The following is a 19203-nucleotide window of genomic DNA, read 5'->3' on the forward strand; positions in this document are numbered from 1 at the left end:
CCCCGTGGACTATTCAACGAATGAAAGGGACTTCCCCGTCCCGAGGCTGCGGCGGAAGCCGCGAATCGGCATCACAGTGCCATGATGGAGTCTCGAACCTTCATCAACACCAACAAGAGGGGAAGTCCATGCCAATTGTCACCGTCGGAATCGATCTTGCCAAGAACGTGTTTGCGATTCACGGAGTGGACGCGTCCGGCAAGGCTGTGCTGGTCAAGCCGCGCGTAATGCGCGACCAACTCACAGCGCTCATCGCTCAGTTGCCGCCTTGCCTCATCGGCATGGAAGCCTGTTCCGGCGCCCATCACTGGGCCCGCGTGTTCCAGCAATATGGCCACACCGTGAAGCTGATGGCGCCTAAGCTCGTGGCACCCTACCGGATGTCGGGCAAGCGCGGCAAGAACGATGCGGCGGACGCGGCGGCTATCTGTGAGGCAGTGACGCGCCCGAGCATGCGTTTCGTGCCGCTGAAGGACGAACACCAGCAGGCCACGCTCTGCCTGCATCGGACGCGGCAGGGTTTCGTCGAGGAACGCACTGCGATCTACAACCGCATACGTGGCCTGCTCTCCGAATTCGGCGTGGTGCTGCCGCAGAGCCCGGAGCGTCTGCGAAGGGAGATCACGGTTCCTCTCGAGGCACTGCCGGGCTGGGCCAGACGCTGCATCAGCGATCTGCTCGAGCACGCAGGCAACATCGAGGACCGGCTGGCCGAATACGACCGCGCGATCAGCGAAATAGCACGTTACGACGCGCGCAGTCGGCGGCTCATGCAATTGCGGGGCATCGGCCCGACCACAGCGAGCGCGCTGCTTGCGAGCCTGGGTGTCGGACATGATTTCAGCAACGGTCGTCAGGTGGCTGCCTGGCTTGGCCTGACGCCGGGACAGCATAGCAGCGGCGGCAAGCAGCGGCTGGGCAGCATCACAAAGGCGGGCGACGCCTATCTGCGCAGTCTGCTGGTGAACGGTGCACGCGCCGTCCTCGCGAATCTCGGCGAGAAGCAGGACCGCTTCAGCCGCTGGGTGCGAAGCCTCGTGGAGCGCCGCGGCTACTGGCGTGCGGCTGTGGCGATCGCGGCCAAGAATGCTCGAATGGCATGGGCGGTCCTGAAGTACGGCGACGACTTCAAGCACGACCCGGTCGTCGCGTGACTTCCAGACGGATTCATCAACCGCACACCAACGAGAAGCAACGTACGATGAGCCAATAAACGATCACTTTGCACTGCCAGCGGTGATGTGAAGCGGGTTGGACCCGCGCGGGGTATGCCTGATAAGGCTACAGGGATTTCAGTCCCGGTCAGCGAACGAGGCCCTCGCGCGCGTCTTTCATCAGGGTCCGGGCCATTGGCCCAACATGACCGGTTGTAGTACAGCAGTCCTTCACCTTCTCACGCGACGCCGGCAAGGCAGCATGGCAACAACAGAAAACCACATTTGTGCTTGCGCTCAATGGGGAAGCCCTTGTAGTGAGCCTTACAGCGGACGGAGTTCGCGCAAGCGGCGGCCAGCATGCGATCGAGCGTGGCCACACCGATGGCCTGCTTCGGTATGCTGAGCATCAGGACGATGAGCCGCAGGCGCGGGCCGATCAACGCCTTGTACCGGCCCATCGCCGTTTCGACGATGGCGCGCCGGCCATAGCCGGTGGCTTTCTGCCAGCCCGGTCGCCCGTGTGCCTCGATCGCTTCGAGATGGCGATCACGCTGGGTCGGTGGGCCGGTCTCGCAGCTGCGCACCGCCGTCGAGCGTGGCGGAATCACGATCTGCGCCGCTGGACTGTGCTGCGCGACCGTCTGGTACGTCGGTGCGCCGTCATAGGCGCCATCGGCGATGACCCGCCCGATCTCGCCCGGGATCTGATCGAGCAACGGCGCGATCTGCGACGGATCGTCCCCCTCCTGATCGGTGCGCGTGTGTGCCACGATCAGCCCTGTTCGCAGTAAACGTTGTAGAAGAAATGGCGTTAAAAGTCGCCGGGTCAAGGCCGTTCGCCTCGAGAATGTCAACGAGTGCCGCGTTTAGTGTGGAGGCGGCCTTGGCGAGATTGCCGGTGGGTCCCGTCAGCTGCAAGATTGGACGCAGTGAGCAGGTCGAGTGAATTACCGCTTGTCGTGACGAGGGCCCCTATGCCCGGGTGGCAGCAGCGTTGCGCGCCCGATCCGCGCGAGGCCCAACGACTACTGGCTAACACCCGACGGAAGCGCCCCCCGCTTCCCCTGGTTTCTGTTTCAGCACCTCAGCGCCCAGTATTCCGGCGCCGGTCCAATTCGGCGAGGTGTTCCCTGACAAAACCCGCCAGATACGCCGCGCCCATCGTTACTGCCGCACGGCCGACGCGGCATCCGGCTCGACTGGTGCCATAAGCGAGTAGCTTCCGGGTTCGAAGGTCTGAGTCGACTCGCCGTGGGGCGCCCAGTAGTACCGGGTCGCGGACTTCACCACGCGTCGGACGCCCGGCGCATACCAGTACATACTCGAGAAGGCCAGGCGGTGGTAATAGCGGGTATAGATTACCGTGGCCAGTTCGCCGCGCCCCACCAGTCTGAACGCGAAGAAATCCCCAGCCTCCGCGTGAACGACCTCCGCACCCTCTACGGATACATGGCCCGTGACCCATCTTGTGAGCCTCCACCCTCGCTTACCGTCTAGCCTGAACCCCAGCTCATTCCAATCGACATCGGGAATCGCAACGAACCGAGCCTTGGCTCCGATCCCATCACCACCTGATCTCCTTCACCATCGTGAGTTTCAAACCGTCCGTATCAGGTGAAATTGACGCCGCCGCTAACATCCATAGACAGTATCCAGGGCGAGGCTGGCATTGAGCTGCTGGGCGAGACGATCGACCTAAACGTGCGGGCGTGATCAAGGCATCAAGCGTGAAGCACGTGATCGTTGACACCACGGTGATGGAGAAAGCGATCGCGCATCCAGCCGATTCGCGGTTGCTGGAGCGGTGTCGCGAACATCTGGTGAAGGCTGCGACCCGGCACGGCCTGAAACTGAGGCAGAACTACAACCGCGAGGCGCCGAGTCTGGCGCTGCAGATTGGCCGCTACGCTCACGCAAAGCTTCCCTGATTTTGCGCATGGTCAACATGACATTCGCCATTCGACACTCCCGACAAAACTGTCGAGCGTGCCACCGTTCACCCGCGTCAGCGCCACCCTGAAATCCTGTTCGCGATGGCGTGGAAACCCTGTTCTTTTTGCCGTGGAACCGGCCCGCCAATGGGTGCCGTGGAATTCGTGTTCTTTTTGCCCTGGAATCAATCTCTGTTCACTTTGGCGTGGAATATTCAGTGGCCGCCGGCAAACCCAGGAAGGTTGCTCTCGTTGGCCGCAACGTGCGCCGCTTTGATGGTCTGGGCCGACGCAGACGCCGCCGTCGTATGCGCGCGGCCCAGCACCCTTCAGGCAGGGGAAGCGGAATTTGAAGCAGTGCGATCAAAGCCGCGATATCTCCATCACAATCGTGCAGCCTTGCTGTACCAACCATTGGCCGGATTCATTTCGCCTGTGCGAGCGGTGCTGTGCTGGACGGCAGGCCGATCAGAACTGGACGCGCAGCCCCGCGCCCATGCTGCTGCCGGACGGCACGCCCGCGACCTTGTCGTACCGGTAGGCCGCATACAGGTCCGTGCGTTTCGAAAGCGGGTAGTCGTAACCGAGCGCCGCGGTCATCCAGCGCACATTCGCTCCGGGGGCTTGGCGCCGCCAGGTCCCCGCCCATGACATCAGCACACTGCCTGCTCCCGCAGGCACGCTCGCGCCAAGCTGACACGTATCATCCTTCACGGGACTGTTGTTTTCGATATGTTCGTACTGGGCATAGAGCTTTGCCAGCGCAAAGCGATATGCGCCGCCCACAAGATACGCAGTCTGCGCAGTGGCCTGATTCAGGAGGATCGACGTCGTGTGAAGACTCTGAACGGCCGCTGTAGCCGAGAACGGCCCGGCAAAATACAGCACACTGGCGCTATAGTTGGCCTGCCCCGGGTGGCCCGCGACACCCGCATTGCTGTAGAGCACGCTGCCGGACAGACCACCGAGCTGCGGCGTCTGGTACAGCAGCGAGTTGTCCAGCGCGGTGTCGCCCTGAACCGGGGCGGCGCCCAGCGCCGAGTCGAGGTAGCTGTGGATCACGATGGGCGAGAAGGCAAACGAATTGCCAAACGGATTGAACAACAGCGTCGAGACAAACAGTGGCGCGGTATTGCGCCCAACCGTGAGTTTCCCGAAATCCCCTGCCAGGCCCACGAACGCATTGCGGCCAAAGAACGACTGACCGGTGAACGAGCCCGATTGGCCGCTGTTGATGCGGAAGAAACCTTCCAGCGTGAAAACGGTCTTGAGTCCGTGGCCCAGGTCCTCCTGGCCCGACATGCCCCAATACGACGTCGTCATTCCGCCCGAGCCGACCTGCCAGGCGTTGCCACGCGCGCCGGCCGGGTGCAACTCACCGACAAAGGCGTCGGCCAGACCGTAAAACGCGACGGACGACTGCGCGCGAGCGGCACCGCTGAACACCCACATCGCCAGGCCAAGTGCCCAGATGCATCGACTCCCCCACCCGTTTGCCTGCATCATGAATCTCCTCTCCTTTTTCTGAATGTTGTTGTCCGCGTCCAGGCTGACATGGCTTGCCCCGCGCTTCGCGCCGAACGGACCTGAGGTTGCAGCCCTGCGCGCGCTGACGGTGTGCCGGGCGTTCGTCCGCGCTACCCTCGCGCTACCCTCGCGCTACCCTTTCACGCACGCGAGTGGCCGGCCGCGATCGGCCAGTCCGACCGCAATCAGGATCTCGTCGGGCGCCGGCGCATCGGGCACCACCAGCGAGACCGTGTCGAAATGGTCGAAGCTCCATGCGTCGGTGGTGCTGTGCAGCGGAATGTCGACACAGGCGCCGGGCCCGCCTCGCTTGGTCACCGACGGCATGATCGTGCTGGCACCCGGCAGGCATTGCCGCACTGCCTTGCCCAGCCTCGGGTGCAGGAGCGCCGCCCCGCATTCGAGCGCGATGCCAGTGCCCACCAGCGCCGCCTTGCCGTAGCTCTGCACGTCGGACGGGCCCACACTCAATGCGTCCATCGCCCGGTGCGTCAGCAGCGTGCCGAGTTCAGCGCCGAGTTCGTACAGGGGTTCGAGGGGGCCTTCATTCCCCGCGCGAGCGCGACCCAGGACCGCAGCGGCCGCGACCTGCCGATGCGGCGGCACCACCACAAGGCCATGCTCCGCGTGGCGCTCGACCACCCACACCACCAACCGGCGAATCTGCATCACGGTCGACCCTCCCGTAGCGTCGGACGGTCCGTTCCAGCTGACGCGAGCGGCGGCAGCACAAACGTGCCGCGGGCGGCCTCATACGCGCGGCAGGCTCGCAGGACAAGCGCGTCTGCTTCCCGCGGGCCGATGAACTGCAAGCCAGTGGGCAGCCCCTCATCGGTCAACCCGCACGGGATGCTCGCCGCGGGCTGCCCAGTCTGGTTGCACCATGACGTGAGCGGCGGTGCCATGCGCAGGGCGGCAGGCAAGCCCGGTACGGGGGGCGGGCCGACGTGGAATGTTGGCGTCACGAGCAGGTCGTATTCGTCAAAGAACCGGCTCATACCCTGCATGAGCGCGTGCCGGGCGCTCAACGCGTCGACGAGCGTTGTGGTGCTCACGCGTTCGCCGGCCAGCGCCAGCTCCCGCACGTCCGGGTCGACCAACGCCCGTTGTTCCGGGCTCAGGGAGCGCACCCGCTGTGCGAACAGCACAGCCCATTGAATCGAATGCATGCCGCTGTCGAGGTACCCTTTGAGCGGCGGCACATCCACTTCTTCAATCCGCGCGCCGAGCGCCTCCAGCAAGCCAACAGCACGCGCCACGCACACCGCAATGGACGGCTCAACGCTCGCGAGGCCCAGGTCCGGACTGAACGCCACGCGCAGACCCGCGATACCGCCATGCAGGCCGACCCGGTAGTCGCACTGCCTGTCGCAAGGCTGCCCGGCCAGGCGCGCACGCCCGTCCCGTTTATCCGGGCGTGTCATGACGCTCAACATGAGTGCCGCGTCTTCGACCGAGCGGGCGATGGGCCCCACCGTCGACAGGCAGGCAAAGGAACTCTCCGGTCCTGTGAGAACGCGATTGAACGATGGCTTGAAGCCGACTACGCCGTTCCAGCACGCCGGGATGCGGATCGAGCCGCCGCCGTCAGTCGCCAGCGACAGCGGACCCAGGCCAAGCGCCACCGCCACAGCGGATCCGCCGCTACTGCCCCCGCAGGAGCGGCGCGTATCCCAGGGGTTACGCGTGACGCCGGTGAGGGGACTGTCGGTCACGATCTTGTTGCCGAATTCAGAGGTCGTGGTCTTGCCGAAAATAATGGCGCCGGCCCCGCGCAGGCGGGCGACCGCCGGTGCGTCGGCCACACCGGCCACATGAGCAGCCCCATGAGCGCCCGCATGAGCGGCGTCAGGCGCCACGGTCAGGGAGCCGTGCAGGGTGTCCATGCCGTGCGTGGCGATCATGTCCTTGACCGATACCGGCACGCCGTCGAGCAGGCCGCGCGGGGTGTTGCTGCGCCAGCGTTGCTCGGCCTCGCGCGCGGCCGCAAGCGCGCCCACTTCGTCGATCTCGCGAAAACAGTTCACGCGGGCGTTGCACAGCGCGATGCGATCAAGCACCGCCCGCATGACCTCGACCGGCGACAGCGTGCGGTGCCAGAAATGCGACACCAGCCGGACAGCTGTCATCGTTTCAATTTCACTCATATAGTAGTCCTCAATTTATTGATTTCACTGCGGTGTGGAAATGATCGCCGCGTGGTCTGCGCCGGTAGCCGGCTAGGTCTGACAGGTTGGCGCGATCGGCCCGGTCGAGGCGAGGATCTCGAAGCTGTTGTCCGTGCGGGCGCGGCCGATACGCGTGGCGCACAGCACGTGGCCACCGTCACCCGTCACGCTCACCGGACCGCGCGGCAATGCGAGCGAGAGCCTGGGCAGCGCAGCCTTCACGCGCCCGGGCTCGATGCTGCCGGCGAGGTGCACCGCCTGCGCGAAAAGCTGGATGCCGGCATAGGTGTTCTCGCCGTGCGGCAGGACCACGACAGACGCGCCCAGACGCGGCGCATGCGCGTCCGCATAGCGCGCGGTGTAGCGCGCCAGAAACGCGCGATTGGCAGCATTATCGAGACTCATGAAGTATGACGAGACACCAAGGGTGCCGGTGGACGCCCCTTCAGTCGCGATGGACAGCGATTCATGGGCGATGTCACTCACGAGTTGCGGCTCCATTGAGAATGACCGGTATTGCTTGACGAACGTGACCGGGTCATCGCCGATGCTGTGCCATACGATCTGCGGGCGCAACGCAGCGATGCGCTGCAACACCGCACCGAAATCGCGCGTGCCGAACGGGAAATAGCTGACGTCGACGAGCGTCCCCCCGTGGCGCTCGATTGACACCTGCAACTGCGGCACGAGCGTGCGCCGGTTGCTGCCCATGTCCGACACCACCACACACACCTTTTTGCCGACCTCGCGTACGAGCCACTGAATCGCAGGCTCAATGCGCTGGTTCATCGCGAGGCCGGTGGTAAGCAGCTGCGCATGGCAGCGGCCCTCGTCAAAGTTCGGGTAGACGACGAGCCGCCTCGCGGCGACTGCCGCCTGGAGCGCAGCCTCCCGCTCCGCGGGCAGCACCATGCCGGTGAGCATCGCAACGTCATCGCGCATGAACAGCTGGCGCGCCTTATCCAGTGCGACGGCCGTCGACATCTGGGTGTCTTCGACCAGCAACTGAAGCGGGCGCCCAAGCACGCCGCCGGCCGCGTTGATCTCGTCAATGGCGAGCGCCGCGCAGTTGCGATTGGTTTCTCCCACCCGCGTCAGCGGCCCGCTTAACGGCGCGAGCAGGCCGATCTTGAGCGGCGTCGCCGCGCGGGCGAGGCCGGACAGGCCAAACGGGCCGAACGAGCCTGCGGCGCCTGCTGCGGCCAGGGCGAGCGTCTGGGTAAGCGTCCGGGCAAACGCGCGCCGGCTCATCGTGTGAGTACGCTTCATGCAGTATTCCTTGAGCAAGGGGAAAGTCCGGCAGGATGTCCGGGTGACAGGTAGTCGGCCAGCACGTGAGCGTCGAGGCACTGTGCAGCGGGATCGACGCGTTCGGCGTGCACGACAGCGCCCTTCTCGAGCACGATGCACCGTTGGGCAGTCTTGAGGACGAGATCGAGGTTCTGCTCGACGAGAAGCACAGCCAGCCCCGACTCCCGGCACAACGCCGGGATGACGTCGCCGAGCAGGTCGACGAGATTGGGTTGCACGCCATCGGACGGTTCGTCCAGCAGCAATACCTTGGGACGTCCGCACAGCGCCCGTGCGATCGCGAGCACCTGCTGCTCGCCGCCCGACAGGGTCCCGCCGTCTTGCTCGAGACGTGCCCTGAGCACCGGAAAATAGTGAAATACCGCCTCGGGGATATCGCTCTCGCCTCCCGCGCGCATGCCCACCATCAGGTTCTCGCGTACCGTGAGCTTCGGAAAGATCCAGCGCCCCTGCGGCACGAGGCCGATGCCACGGCGGGCGATTTCGTGCGTGCGCAGGCCGACGAGAGACTCGCCGAGGAACCGGATATCGCCCGAGACCTGCGGCAGCAAGCCGATGATGGCTTTGACAAGCGTCGACTTGCCGGCACCGTTGCAGCCCAGCACGCCCACGATTTCGTTGCGCGCAAGATCGCACGTGATACCGCGCAATACCGGCACGTCACCATAGCCGCCCGATAGATCGTCAATGTGCAGCATCGCGTGCTCCCCGTCCGAGATAGATGCGCTGGATCTCCTCGTCCCGGGCAATGTCGGCATAGCTGCCGCGCCGGACAATCTCTCCGCGATGCATGACCCACGTCTCGCATTCGAGCGCGCGCACGAAGCCCAGATCGTGCTCGATGGCGACCACGGCAAAACGCTCGCTCATCCGGTGGATCAGCCGCACCATCCGCTGCGAGTCATCAGCAGACAGGCCAGCGGCAGGCTCGTCCAGCAACAGCAGCGCGGGCTGGCACATGAGGGCCATACCAATCTCGAGCCATTGGCGCTGTCCGTGGGGCAGGCGCGCCGCGAGCTCGTCAGCCTGTTGCCGCAGCCCGATATCCTGCAAGATCTGATCGGGCTCGGGCATCGGCGTCGGACGATACGAGGCGACACCGAGTCCTGCCACGACGAGATTGTCGCGCACGCTCAGCGACAGGAAGGTGTTAGTGCCCTGGAATTTGCGGATCACGCCGCGCCGGCAGAACTGGTGCATGGGCTGACCGCTCATCGTGTCGCCTGCGAGGCGCAGTACGCCCGAGCTCGGGGCGATCGCCCCGGACAGCAATCCGACCAGCGTGCTCTTTCCAGCGCCGTTCGGACCGATGATGCAGAGCAGATCGCGGGGCATGATTTGCACATCGACATCGGCCACCGCGTCGATGCCACCGAACGTCCTGCGCAGATGCGCCGCACTCAGAAGCGACTGGTCCATCATCGCCCTCCTTCGACCAGTTGCGCTTTCACCGACGATCGCCTGCGCATCAGTGTCCGGCGCACGCGCGATAAGCCGTTCGGCAGCAGGAGGACGCTTGCAAGAAACAGCACACCAAGCATCAGGGGCCACCCTTGCGTGCTGTAGCTGCTGACCTCCTGCTTCAGGCGCGTGAAGGCAACAGCGGCGATCACTGGTCCCACAACCGAACCACGGCCACCGACAGCCACCCACAGAATGACTTCGGTCGCTAGCAGCGGCGAGAAGATGTCGGGCGCCACTACGCCGGAGCATGCCGCCATCAGGCTGCCGGCGAGTGCCGCGAGAAGTGCAGAGGTAACGAACAGCGCCAGCAGGTGAAACGACGTGTGATAGCCGCAGGCATTGGCGCGCCATTCGTTCGTGGCGATCGCGGCGAGCACCAGGCCGTAGCGGCCACGGCATGCAAGCCATGTAGCGCACGCCGCGACGGCCACGATAACGGCGACCAGGCGATAGGACGAGAGCGGGCCGGTCCAATCCAGTGTGTGACCGGCGAGGGTCAATGACAGGCCCGGAATGTCCAGGAGGCCAACGTCGCCGCCCGTCACCGACTGCCAGCTCGTGGCGAGCTGTTGCGCAATCATCAGTACGGCCATGCTCATAATTGCGAAAAAATGCAGCCGCACGCCCGCGTAGAGCAGGAAATAGCCGACCAGCAGCGCCACCGTCCCCGCGCACAGGAGTCCGGGCAGGAGCGCAAAGACGCTCGCCTGTCCCATGTGGACGGACGCGACCGCAAAGCCGTAGGCGCCCAGCCCGAAAAAGGCACTGTGGCCAAGCGTCAGGACTCCGCCCTTTCCCCACAACAGGTCGTAGCTAAGCGCAAACAGACCGAATACCAGCGCGTCGCGCAACGCCATCAACGCATAGGGTGTGACGAGATACGGCAGAATCAGCAGGATGCCCAATCCCATGGCGCTCGTGACCAGGAACGGCACGTCGCGGCGTCCTAGCCTGGGTTGCGAAAACCAGAGCCCGAAACGCGTCATGAATCGTCGAAACACGGCTTACCCCTTTCCCAGTAGATGATGTGCGGCGCTGAATCCCGGGATCAGCCCCCGGGGTCTGAAGCGGATCACGATGATCGCGAGGATCAGCACCAGCGCCGACGCAAACGAGGGGTCGACCTGGTAGCCGAGGAGTGTCTCGGCCGTACCGATGAAGACACTCCCCACGAGACTGCCCAGGACCGAACCGATGCCGCCCAGCACGATCACGAAAAATGCCTTGCCCAGGTAATACACGCCCAGGTGGGATTCCACCGAGACCATCGGTGCCACAAGCACGCCGGCCAGCGACGCGAGCGCCGAACCGCCGGCAAACGCGAACCGGTTCAGGCGCCGCGTGTCGATGCCGACCGCTTCGGCCATGGCGGGATGCTGGATCACGGCGCGCAGTTCCGTGCCGAAGCGCGTGCGGGCCAGAACGAGCCAGCACGCACCGGTCACCGCGCACGCAAACGCAATCATGAACAGCCGATAGGCGGGATAAGTCGCACCGAATACGGACACCGCGCCGCCGAACGGCGCGTACACGAGCTGGGGATGCGTGCCGAATATCAGTTCAAGGGCCTTTTGCAGGATCAGGCTGACCGCGTAGGTCGCCAGCAGCGTGTCCAGCGTTCGTCGGTACAGCAGGCGGATGACCGTGCATTCCAGGAGCCATCCGAGGACAGCCCCCACCATCGGCGCCAGGACGAGCGCAATCCAATAGGCCTGAGGTCCACCGACCGCCTGCACAGTTGCCAGCGTGTAGGCGCCGATCGTGACCCACTCCGCGTGTGCCAGGTTCACGATGTCCATCATGCCGAACACGATGGCCAGGCCGAGCGCAACGAGCGCCAGGATGCTGACGTAGCTCAGGATATTCAAGATGACTGTCATGGCATATTAATTAGCAATCCTGTTTTCACATTACAACCGCGTTACCCTCGAACTTTCGGTGGCTCCATCACTCGCGGCTGCTCCTTTTAAACCCTTGTCTCTGCAACGGGCTTCGATCTGCGTGGCGCGGATTCGTCAACACAAGCATGGCCACTACCGTGCTCGGGTGTTGGGAGTGCTGGCGGCGTATCGGTAAATTTGCAACCGAGGTGGCCAAGGCCGCATCGCGTCCGATCTTCAGGACTAGCCGCGCCGTTCCCGTACCCATCAAAACCATATCCGAGCGTCCAAGTACCGAACCAAAGAGATCCGGGCACAACGTGGCTGTCGATGTTTGCATAGGTTTGATCAATCGCCCGTTGATGTGAACCGTGTTGTCGAGTCTCGACGTGCCCAAAGGTCCAATTACTGACAAATACGTCAAAACTAAGAAAGTCTTAGCAAGTTGGCCGAGGAAATCTAAGAAACTCTTAGGATGACACGCAGCACCGCAAATCCTTCTGTCTTTACGAGACGCCTAAAACAGGCGCGCTTGCGCTCGGGCCTCACCCAAGAACAATTGGGCATTCGCGCCGGGATAGACGAGTTCTCCGCAAGTCCCAGAATCAATCAGTACGAGAAAGGCGTTCACACGCCTGACTTCTCAACAAGCCAGCGAATTGCTGGTGCGCTACAGATTCCAACAAGCTTCCTTTACGAAGAAGACGACCTCCTTGCACGCATTATTGAAGCCGCGGGGAAACTCACGAAACAGCGGAAAGAAGCCCTGCTTTCAGCGGCCGAAGCGTTGGCACAGAATAAAAACTAAGAAACTCTTAGCCAAATGCGCGCAGATTAACTCTCGCGGTAAATTGCGTCAACCCCCGATACACTCGGGATCACTGCCTCTCGACTACTCAAATCGGCAGAAGACCGAATCGGCATCCGATTGCCCGTTTGGTTCACCACGGCTGTTCCATTGACCAACGCACATGAACGGTGCGCACTTCTCGCTTCACAAAGTAACCGTAGTCTCAGCCGTACAAACGCAAAGAGCATTGCGCAAGACTCCTTGCTGGTCAACGTGAGCGGAACGCTTATCTTTCGGTCGTATGCCGGTCGCTTCACAACATCGCCTCGAATCTAAAACAGCCTGTCAGCGCCAAAACCATCGACGAGACTGAAGTCGCAATCCTTTGGTCTATCACCTCAAGTACCGCCCACGTTTGCACGCCGGACACCCATATCTTGCGTCACGCTTCGTCGGGGTTTTTCCGACACCGACAATTAATTACTATAAATTAGGCGAGGTCGCCGGAACTGTCAACGGAAAAATCTCTAGCGTTTACCCCGATAACACGCGGCGCATTACCGCACCTCATTGTTATCTTGACGTGCCACGCACGGGCATATAGCCTAATTTATTATAATTAACAGGAGGCACCATGAGTAACGAGCTTTGCGACCTGACTGCACGGGAACTGGCGACGCTCTATCAGACAGGGGCGGCCTCACCCGTCGAGGCCATGCAACAGGTGCTCGCCCGCATTCACGACGTCAATCCGGCCGTCAATGCGTTCTGCCACGTCGGCGACGATGCGCTCGACGCTGCGCGCGCGTCCGAAAAACGGTGGCGCCGGTGTGCACCGCTCAGTCTGCTTGATGGCGTTCCGGTCAGCATTAAAGACAACGTGGACGTCCTTGGCATGCCCACGCGCTACGGGTCGCGCACGACACCCGCCCAGCCTGCGCAACAGGACAGTCCAGCGGTTGCGCGGCTGCGCGAAGCGGGTGTCATCTGCTTCGGCAAAACGACGCTTCCCGACTTCGCACACAAGATCGTGACCGATAGCCCGTTGACAGGCGTGACCCGCAATCCGTGGCGCCTGAGCTGTACGCCGGGCGGCAGCAGCGGCGGTGCTGCGGCGGCCGTTGCACTGGGCATAGGTCCACTGGCGATTGGCACCGATGGCGGTGGCTCGATCCGGATTCCGGCGGCGTTCACCGGCATATTTGGCTTCAAGCCCAGCTTCGGCCGCGTACCGCATGCGCCGCGCGGGCCGTTTGCGCTTACCAGCCATGTCGGCCCAATGACCCGCAACGTCGAAGACGCCGCACGGGTCATGAAGGTCATCGCTCAGCCAGACGCGCGCGATTGGTACGCCCTGCCGTTCGACGGTAGCGATTACGAACAAGGGCTGCAATGCTCGCTCGTGCGCGACGGCATTCGCATCGCTTACAGCCCGTCCCTGGGATTGCCGGTTGATGTGGCGCAACCGGTCCACATGGCCGTCGCGCACGCCAGCGAAGTCTTCCGCGAACTGGGGGCGCAGGTTGAGCAGGCAAACCCACCGGGCGTTGACCGCTGCAATGCGATCCACGCGCTTCTGTGGTCGGCCTGCTGCAGCCAGCTTGCCGATAGCATGCCTGATACCCGGACCCTGCTCGACACATCGCTGCAGGCATACGCTCGCGCCGGCAGCCGCGTGTCCCGCAAGGCACTGATCGGCGCACTGATTGAGCGAGGCGAATGGGGTGCCGCCGTCAATGCGTTCTTCGAACGCTACGAGCTTGTCCTCTGCCCGGTCTATCCGCGCCTGGCGATGCCGCTTGCTGAACTGCCTGCGGGCGATGAACTCTTTCCGTATTTCACCGCCTGGTGCAATCAGTTGGGCTTGCCCGCTGCCAGTGTCTATGGCGGCATGAGTGACTCCGGCATGCCCATCGGCATACAAATCGTGGGTGGGCGCCACGCCGATGCGCTTGTTCTGTGGGCAAGCCACGTATTCGAACAGGCTTTCGGGCGCGTCCCCCTGGCTGAAATCTTCCGCACGGCTAGTGCTGCCCGGCAGCCTGGCGCATCGGCATGACAGGTAAGCCACACGCGCCGCGTTGACACTTCCTCTCTGAGCGATCCTCGCGTGGCCCTACAACGGTTTTATCCCTTTCGCATGCAAGCCGAGCTCCGAATCGAGCACCAGCTTTTGCCGGAGAGCAGCGTGCACCTTGCGCAACTGGGCTTCTGCTTGCTCCATGTGCTCAAGCATTATTCTGCCGACGACGTCGGCGTCGCGACGCCGTGCAGCATCCAGTATCGCCCGATGCGCGGCCGCCGTGTCCCTGCCGAATGCCTGATAGTCCTGTTGAGTCACGTTGCCTGCCACGACCACCAGGTTATGCAGCATCTGGTTGATGATCTGGCACAGGCATCGCAGAAACGCATTGGGGTTGGCTGCCGCCAGCACGTCGTGAAAGTGGATATCTTCGTGGCGTTGATCGAGCGCGCGCTCATGACTGGCTGTGAACGGCTCGCATACATCCACGCTCTTTTCGAGCGCCGCGAAATCCTCGGGAGTCAGATGCGGGACTGCGCCCGCTGCCAGCAACGGCTCGAGTGCCCGGCGCACGGCATAGATGTCCTCGATACCGATGCCCTGAAAGAACAGATAGTTCTGCAGCCCCTGGAACGCGCGTTCAAGCGGCACCTGCGTAACCGTCGCGCCACCTTCGGGTCCGGTGCTCAGCGCAACCAGCCCCTGCACTTCGAGCGCCTTGAGCGCGTCACGCATCGAGCCGCGGCTCACGTTGAACTCCTGCTGCAATTCGATTTCCTTGCGCAAACGAATGCCTGGCCGCAGCTTGCCTTCCGTTATCCGGCGCTTGATCTGTTCGGCGACCTGGTCGCCCCGTTTGGTCGTGCGTGGGCCTCGCCTGCCCCGCTGCGGCAACGGCTCAAATTCCGTTCCGGTTGTTCGTTTTGCGCTGCGCGTCGCACCCATAGCTGGAAAATTTATTGATTGATCAGGTTAAGTCATTATCCGCGATCCGCAGTCAGCCCATCTACCATTCCTGATGTCCGGCGCTGACCAGACGCGAACAAACGCTCCCGGTAGTGGCAGCCCGCCACGATGTTCGTCAAGCCGGCACCCACGAAACATGCCACATATGACACCAGCACGGGTCGCGAGGAACCTACGAAGTTTGGCAGGTAGCCGGAACCACCCGGCCCCGCCTACGCTGTGAACGTAATGGTGCATGCACAAATCTCAACGCGCACGCACCCGAAGCCGGAGCGCGACCCGGAGCGGACGCCCACGATACACGATCCGTACGCCCACGCGCCTGAATGAGCCCCCCGAGGACCGACGATGGCTGAACCATCCCGATATCCGACGTTCGATGAGACCCGCGGCTGTTTCGCCGATCATGCCCTGCCGCTGGATCAGCTGATCGACAACCTCCCGGGATGGCATCGTTTGCTGCCGTCCCTGAGCATTCATCAGGAGCGACTTTTCAGTGAAAATTTTTCGGACATTGCCCATGCTATGGCAAGCGATACAATCATCGATCTGCCGGACTGCACCAGTCTGTTGGCTGGCGAGCCACTCCTATTGTTCGCAAATGGGCTCGGCGGGTTTTCTGACGCGGCACTCTTCGAGCGTTAAGTCAGTCTGTAGACTCCGCGATCGCGGACATCACTGGTACGCTCAGCCGGATCCCGGCGTGACTCGCCGTCGCTCAGCACGCTGATGGCCTTGCATCGAGTCTATGCCGCATAGATCGATCCGCGCGTCCCAGAAGCAGCGATCCTTGACGACAGGATCAATCGAACAGCGGCTGCTACCTGACCCCGTGGTGTCATGTCCCTGACACTACCGCCTAGGTTGGTCCCGCCGGGGCTGCATAGCAATTGTCACGAGCATCAAGGACATACATGCATCGTCACCGTAGAGCCGGGGTGGACTGGCAAGGTAAGTGACGGAATCTTATTGTCGGATTTCTCCTACCGCATCTAATCAGGTGAATCTATAATAATTTTTTTCATTGATGCGGTGTGCCCCCTACCCAATCCGCATCGCACTCATTTAGGAGCACTGCAATACCAGCGGCAGTAGCGTTCAGCTGGATTCTTCTGGCGGCAGGATTCGAAATCGAATGCAACTCAATTCGACAATGCGAGCGCAAGAACCCGACTCGAGCGACATCATCACGGTTGAAACTCCGAAATCCAAGCTCGACGGCAGGAAGATGTGCGCGGATGCTCGCAAGCCAGGACATGGCGGGCGCACCCCTGACGACTCCCCGCGATGACGGCAACCGCATCTGGAGATGCACTAGCGTGGCGGTGAAATCGGTCTTAAATCTGGCGGTTCATGAAGGGAACGTCGCAACATGGCTTATATCCTTCGGCGGCAGTTCCCGAAAGCATCGCGGACTGCGCTCGAGATACCGAACAGGCCGTCCTGGACCCATTCGTTCATTACCGCCTTTTCGCGCGCTCACGATCCGGCCTCTCTTATCAAATCTTTCGAAGAAGCCGCACATCGTTTGGGCTTTTCCCACTACGTGATTGCAAAATTCTCCCGGGCGGAGCTGATTCAACAGCCCGATGAATCGTTCGAGATAATCTCGATCCACTATCCGGAGCAATGGGTTCAACACTATCAGAGAAACAACTATGCCGTCATTGATCCGGTTCATCGCGCCGCCCTTGTCCGAACAGTCCCTTACCGCTGGCGGGACATCGCCAATCTGAGCACACTCGAGCGGCGCGTGCTCGATGAAGCGCGTGATGCAGGACTTTCGGATGGGATGAGCATTCCGATACATGAGCCCATGGGGCGTGTCCTTTTATTCAGCCTGTCGAGCGACGCGTTCACCGCCGACGCCGAAAGCATGTATCAGCGCTTGTACCTGCTGAGTACACAGTTTCACCTGCAATTCGAACGCCTGAAGGCCCCTCTGACTGCCATTGCGCAGATCCAGCTTACGCAACGTGAGCGCGATTGCCTGACGTGGACGGCTCGTGGAAAGTCATCATGGGATATCGGCAGGCTCATGGGTATCTCCGAGCATACAGTCAATTATCATTTAAAGCGTGCCATGGAGAAGCTGCATACTCACAGCCGGGTAGAAGCGGCGGTCAGAGCCGCGACAAAGGCACTCATCTGGCCATGAATGAAATCCGGGCTGAGCGCTTGTCCTAGCCTCCATCAGTCATCCTGATAGCCCGTTGCCTCCCGGCGCCGTCGGTGGGTCATCGTCTCTGGCCAAAACGGTTGTCTACGACACGACCGGAAGCCGACAGGCTCAGGACAGTGCAATTGTCGCCGCCCGGTTCGAGCACTTCACATTTTCCGCCCCTGCTTAACCAGGTAGTTCAACTGCAATACGTATTGATCTAATCTTGAAGCAACTGACTTTAACAAGGGGGCAAACATGCCCTCCGTCGTGGCGGGCAGGTTGAACGACCTGCCGGCAGATATGCGCATGGGACTCGGATCATACCGTTACGACGTCTTCGTGCGCCGCCTTGGCTGGACGCTGGCAAACGAGGCAGATAGCGAGCCGTTGGAATGGGATCAGTTCGATGACAACCCGACGGTGCATGTCGTCGCCCTGGGAGCTGGACACCAGGTATGCGGTTGCGCCCGCTTGCTGCCGACAACAGGTCATTACAATCGTCGGGGACAGTTTAGGCAAAGGAAACAGGCGTTCCGCAATGTCCCGAAACTACGCGTTGCCAGCGATCGGGCACGCCTGGGAATACAGTGACCAGCAGGGAATCCGTGCTGTAGATTGATGACGTGAGTCATCCTGAACAGACGAAAGACTGAGGCCGTCTTGCATGTACCTTGAAAAGGCAGCTGACCATCTGCGCCAGCCGAAGGCTGAACGCACATCGTGCGATGTGCAGGAGGGAAAGCCACGAACGGGACCGATGCGGCGTCGCGCCGCAGATAATGAGAGACGTATCGTGAACCATGCGAACAATGAAGCGCAAATGCCACCCAGCATCGAGAGCATTGCGCCAGACGCTGGACCGCAAGGCTGGCACAGACGCGCAGAGCAGGCGGAACGCAGCGTACGAGACTTGACGGAGCGGCTCAAGGGGCGCGACCAGCAGATAGCGGCGCTGCAAAAGGCAATCGGCCGTTTGCTCGCCAGGCACGACGTAGACGAAGAGCGACTGGAACGGGAGATCGAATCGCTGCGTGCCATGCTGGCCGATGCACGATATGCAGGCGAGCGGGTCGGCGCGGCACCGACCGCGTCGGCTCAGCGGGTGGCGGTCCAGTTGCCGTACCTGACGTCGACGCTGTCAGGGCTCTTCGAGGTCATGCACATGTTTTCGGGCCACTACGACGATGGCCGCCCGCCGAAGTCCACCACGGTCGCCCACGCGATCGATGAGCGGCTCGGTTTGAAAGGGCAGGCCAGCGGAGAGGCATCGCGGAGCGCCCAGACCCTTGCTGCGGCGATTCGGCCCGATGCCATCCGTGAGGCGGCCGGTCGGCATCGCCCGAAATCTGCCTTTCCCGACAGCATCTCGTGACGACAGGGCCGATTCGCGCATCTCTTGCCGAAAGCGCATCGAAGAGCGACGTGACACGGCTTCCGGGAAGGCGAGGGCATCGTGACTGATATTGCTCGCGGCCACTCGCAATCTGTAGAGGCACGCACGGAGTTGGCTCAGGCGGCGTGCAGGGACTTTGTCCGCTCTTCTGCGGCCTGATCGCTTCGATGTTTCGCGACCACAGCTCATGTGGCGCTTCGGCAGAATGTCACGGCAGACGTGCGTTGGACAAGCGTGCTGGGACCCGACGGCGCTAACGGCAGTATCGGTAAGGTGGCTTCATTTCTCATGCCACTCGCGCCTCGAACGCGAGTCATCCGTTCATTCGCGGATCGACCGCAAGCCGCCAGCGATGGACGTTGACAAGATCATCGCTCACGTCGTTCGGCACTTCGGCTGCAGCAGGTGTCTGCATGAAGGTGTCACCAG

General features: G+C 62.3%; 17 protein-coding genes and 1 pseudogene. 8 read left to right on the forward strand and 10 right to left on the reverse strand.

The annotated features are described in order from the left end of the window. The first annotated feature begins 128 nt into the window (after window positions 1–128). The gene (locus B0G77_RS01870) at window positions 129–1154 is read left to right on the forward strand and encodes an IS110 family transposase (protein ID WP_133660597.1); all 1026 of its coding nucleotides are present in this window, start codon (window positions 129–131) and stop codon (window positions 1152–1154) included. Window positions 1155–1393: 239 nt separating this feature from the next. On the opposite strand, the gene B0G77_RS01875 is transcribed toward B0G77_RS01870, so the two are convergent. Then, a complete protein-coding gene (locus B0G77_RS01875) occupies window positions 1394–2011 on the reverse strand; it encodes a transposase (RefSeq protein ID WP_133660598.1) in 618 nt (205 codons plus the stop codon). Between the two features lie 802 nt (window positions 2012–2813). On the opposite strand from B0G77_RS01875, the pseudogene B0G77_RS01880 reads away from it, so the two are divergent. Further along, window positions 2814–3076, forward strand: a pseudogene (locus tag B0G77_RS01880) (IS5/IS1182 family transposase); the annotation flags it as partial. Between the two features lie 480 nt (window positions 3077–3556). Here the strand turns inward: B0G77_RS01880 and B0G77_RS01885 are convergent. From B0G77_RS01885 to B0G77_RS01920, 8 genes are all read right to left on the reverse strand, one after another. Next, a complete protein-coding gene (locus tag B0G77_RS01885) occupies window positions 3557–4591 on the reverse strand; it encodes a porin (RefSeq protein ID WP_133664003.1) in 1035 nt (344 codons plus the stop codon). 156 nt (window positions 4592–4747) lie between these two features. After that, window positions 4748–5284: an amino acid synthesis family protein gene (locus B0G77_RS01890; protein WP_133664004.1), complete on the reverse strand. Its 537-nt coding sequence runs from the start codon at window positions 5282–5284 to the stop codon at window positions 4748–4750. After that, the gene (locus B0G77_RS01895; RefSeq protein ID WP_133660599.1) at window positions 5284–6762 is read right to left on the reverse strand and encodes an amidase family protein; all 1479 of its coding nucleotides are present in this window, start codon (window positions 6760–6762) and stop codon (window positions 5284–5286) included. Before B0G77_RS01895 ends, B0G77_RS01890 begins: the two co-directional genes overlap by 1 nt. Before the next feature lie 72 nt (window positions 6763–6834). Then, complete coding sequence (locus B0G77_RS01900) at window positions 6835–8034, reverse strand: ABC transporter substrate-binding protein (RefSeq protein WP_133664005.1); 1200 nt, start codon at window positions 8032–8034, stop codon at window positions 6835–6837. 14 nt (window positions 8035–8048) lie between these two features. Next, the gene (locus B0G77_RS01905; protein WP_133660600.1) at window positions 8049–8792 is read right to left on the reverse strand and encodes an ABC transporter ATP-binding protein; all 744 of its coding nucleotides are present in this window, start codon (window positions 8790–8792) and stop codon (window positions 8049–8051) included. Next, window positions 8779–9513, reverse strand: coding sequence for an ATP-binding cassette domain-containing protein (locus B0G77_RS01910; RefSeq protein WP_133660601.1), 735 nt, complete (start codon window positions 9511–9513; stop codon window positions 8779–8781). Before B0G77_RS01910 ends, B0G77_RS01905 begins: the two co-directional genes overlap by 14 nt. After that, complete coding sequence (locus tag B0G77_RS01915; RefSeq protein WP_243751093.1) at window positions 9513–10469, reverse strand: branched-chain amino acid ABC transporter permease; 957 nt, start codon at window positions 10467–10469, stop codon at window positions 9513–9515. Before B0G77_RS01915 ends, B0G77_RS01910 begins: the two co-directional genes overlap by 1 nt. Window positions 10470–10562: 93 nt before the next feature. Beyond that, the gene (locus B0G77_RS01920) at window positions 10563–11438 is read right to left on the reverse strand and encodes a branched-chain amino acid ABC transporter permease (RefSeq protein ID WP_133660602.1); all 876 of its coding nucleotides are present in this window, start codon (window positions 11436–11438) and stop codon (window positions 10563–10565) included. Window positions 11439–11913: 475 nt separating this feature from the next. Between B0G77_RS01920 and B0G77_RS01925 the strand changes: the two genes are divergently transcribed. Together B0G77_RS01925 and B0G77_RS01930 are read left to right on the forward strand one after the other, a co-directional pair. Further along, window positions 11914–12246 carry a helix-turn-helix transcriptional regulator gene (locus B0G77_RS01925; RefSeq protein ID WP_133660603.1) on the forward strand — a complete coding sequence of 111 codons (333 nt, stop codon included), beginning with the start codon at window positions 11914–11916 and terminating at the stop codon, window positions 12244–12246. Window positions 12247–12862: 616 nt separating this feature from the next. After that, window positions 12863–14287 carry an amidase family protein gene (locus B0G77_RS01930; RefSeq protein WP_133660604.1) on the forward strand — a complete coding sequence of 475 codons (1425 nt, stop codon included), beginning with the start codon at window positions 12863–12865 and terminating at the stop codon, window positions 14285–14287. A 57-nt stretch (window positions 14288–14344) separates the two neighbouring features. On the opposite strand, the gene B0G77_RS01935 is transcribed toward B0G77_RS01930, so the two are convergent. Further along, on the reverse strand, window positions 14345–15145 hold the full coding sequence (locus B0G77_RS01935) for an FCD domain-containing protein (RefSeq protein WP_243750900.1): 801 nt from the start codon (window positions 15143–15145) through the stop codon (window positions 14345–14347). A 420-nt stretch (window positions 15146–15565) separates the two neighbouring features. On the opposite strand from B0G77_RS01935, the gene B0G77_RS01940 reads away from it, so the two are divergent. From B0G77_RS01940 to B0G77_RS01955, 4 genes are all read left to right on the forward strand, one after another. Continuing rightward, on the forward strand, window positions 15566–15862 hold the full coding sequence (locus tag B0G77_RS01940) for a hypothetical protein (RefSeq protein ID WP_133660606.1): 297 nt from the start codon (window positions 15566–15568) through the stop codon (window positions 15860–15862). A 727-nt stretch (window positions 15863–16589) separates the two neighbouring features. Further along, window positions 16590–17375, forward strand: a complete 786-nt coding sequence (locus B0G77_RS01945) for a LuxR family transcriptional regulator (RefSeq protein ID WP_133660607.1) — start codon at window positions 16590–16592, stop codon at window positions 17373–17375. A 261-nt stretch (window positions 17376–17636) separates the two neighbouring features. Continuing rightward, entirely contained in the window at window positions 17637–17972 is a 336-nt protein-coding gene (locus B0G77_RS01950; protein WP_133660608.1) for an acyl-homoserine-lactone synthase, read from the forward strand. Between the two features lie 202 nt (window positions 17973–18174). Next, complete coding sequence (locus B0G77_RS01955; RefSeq protein ID WP_133660609.1) at window positions 18175–18753, forward strand: hypothetical protein; 579 nt, start codon at window positions 18175–18177, stop codon at window positions 18751–18753. The last annotated feature ends 450 nt before the right edge of the window (window positions 18754–19203 follow it).

It is taken from the genome of Paraburkholderia sp. BL10I2N1 (assembly GCF_004361815.1).
Lineage (GTDB): Bacteria > Pseudomonadota > Gammaproteobacteria > Burkholderiales > Burkholderiaceae > Paraburkholderia.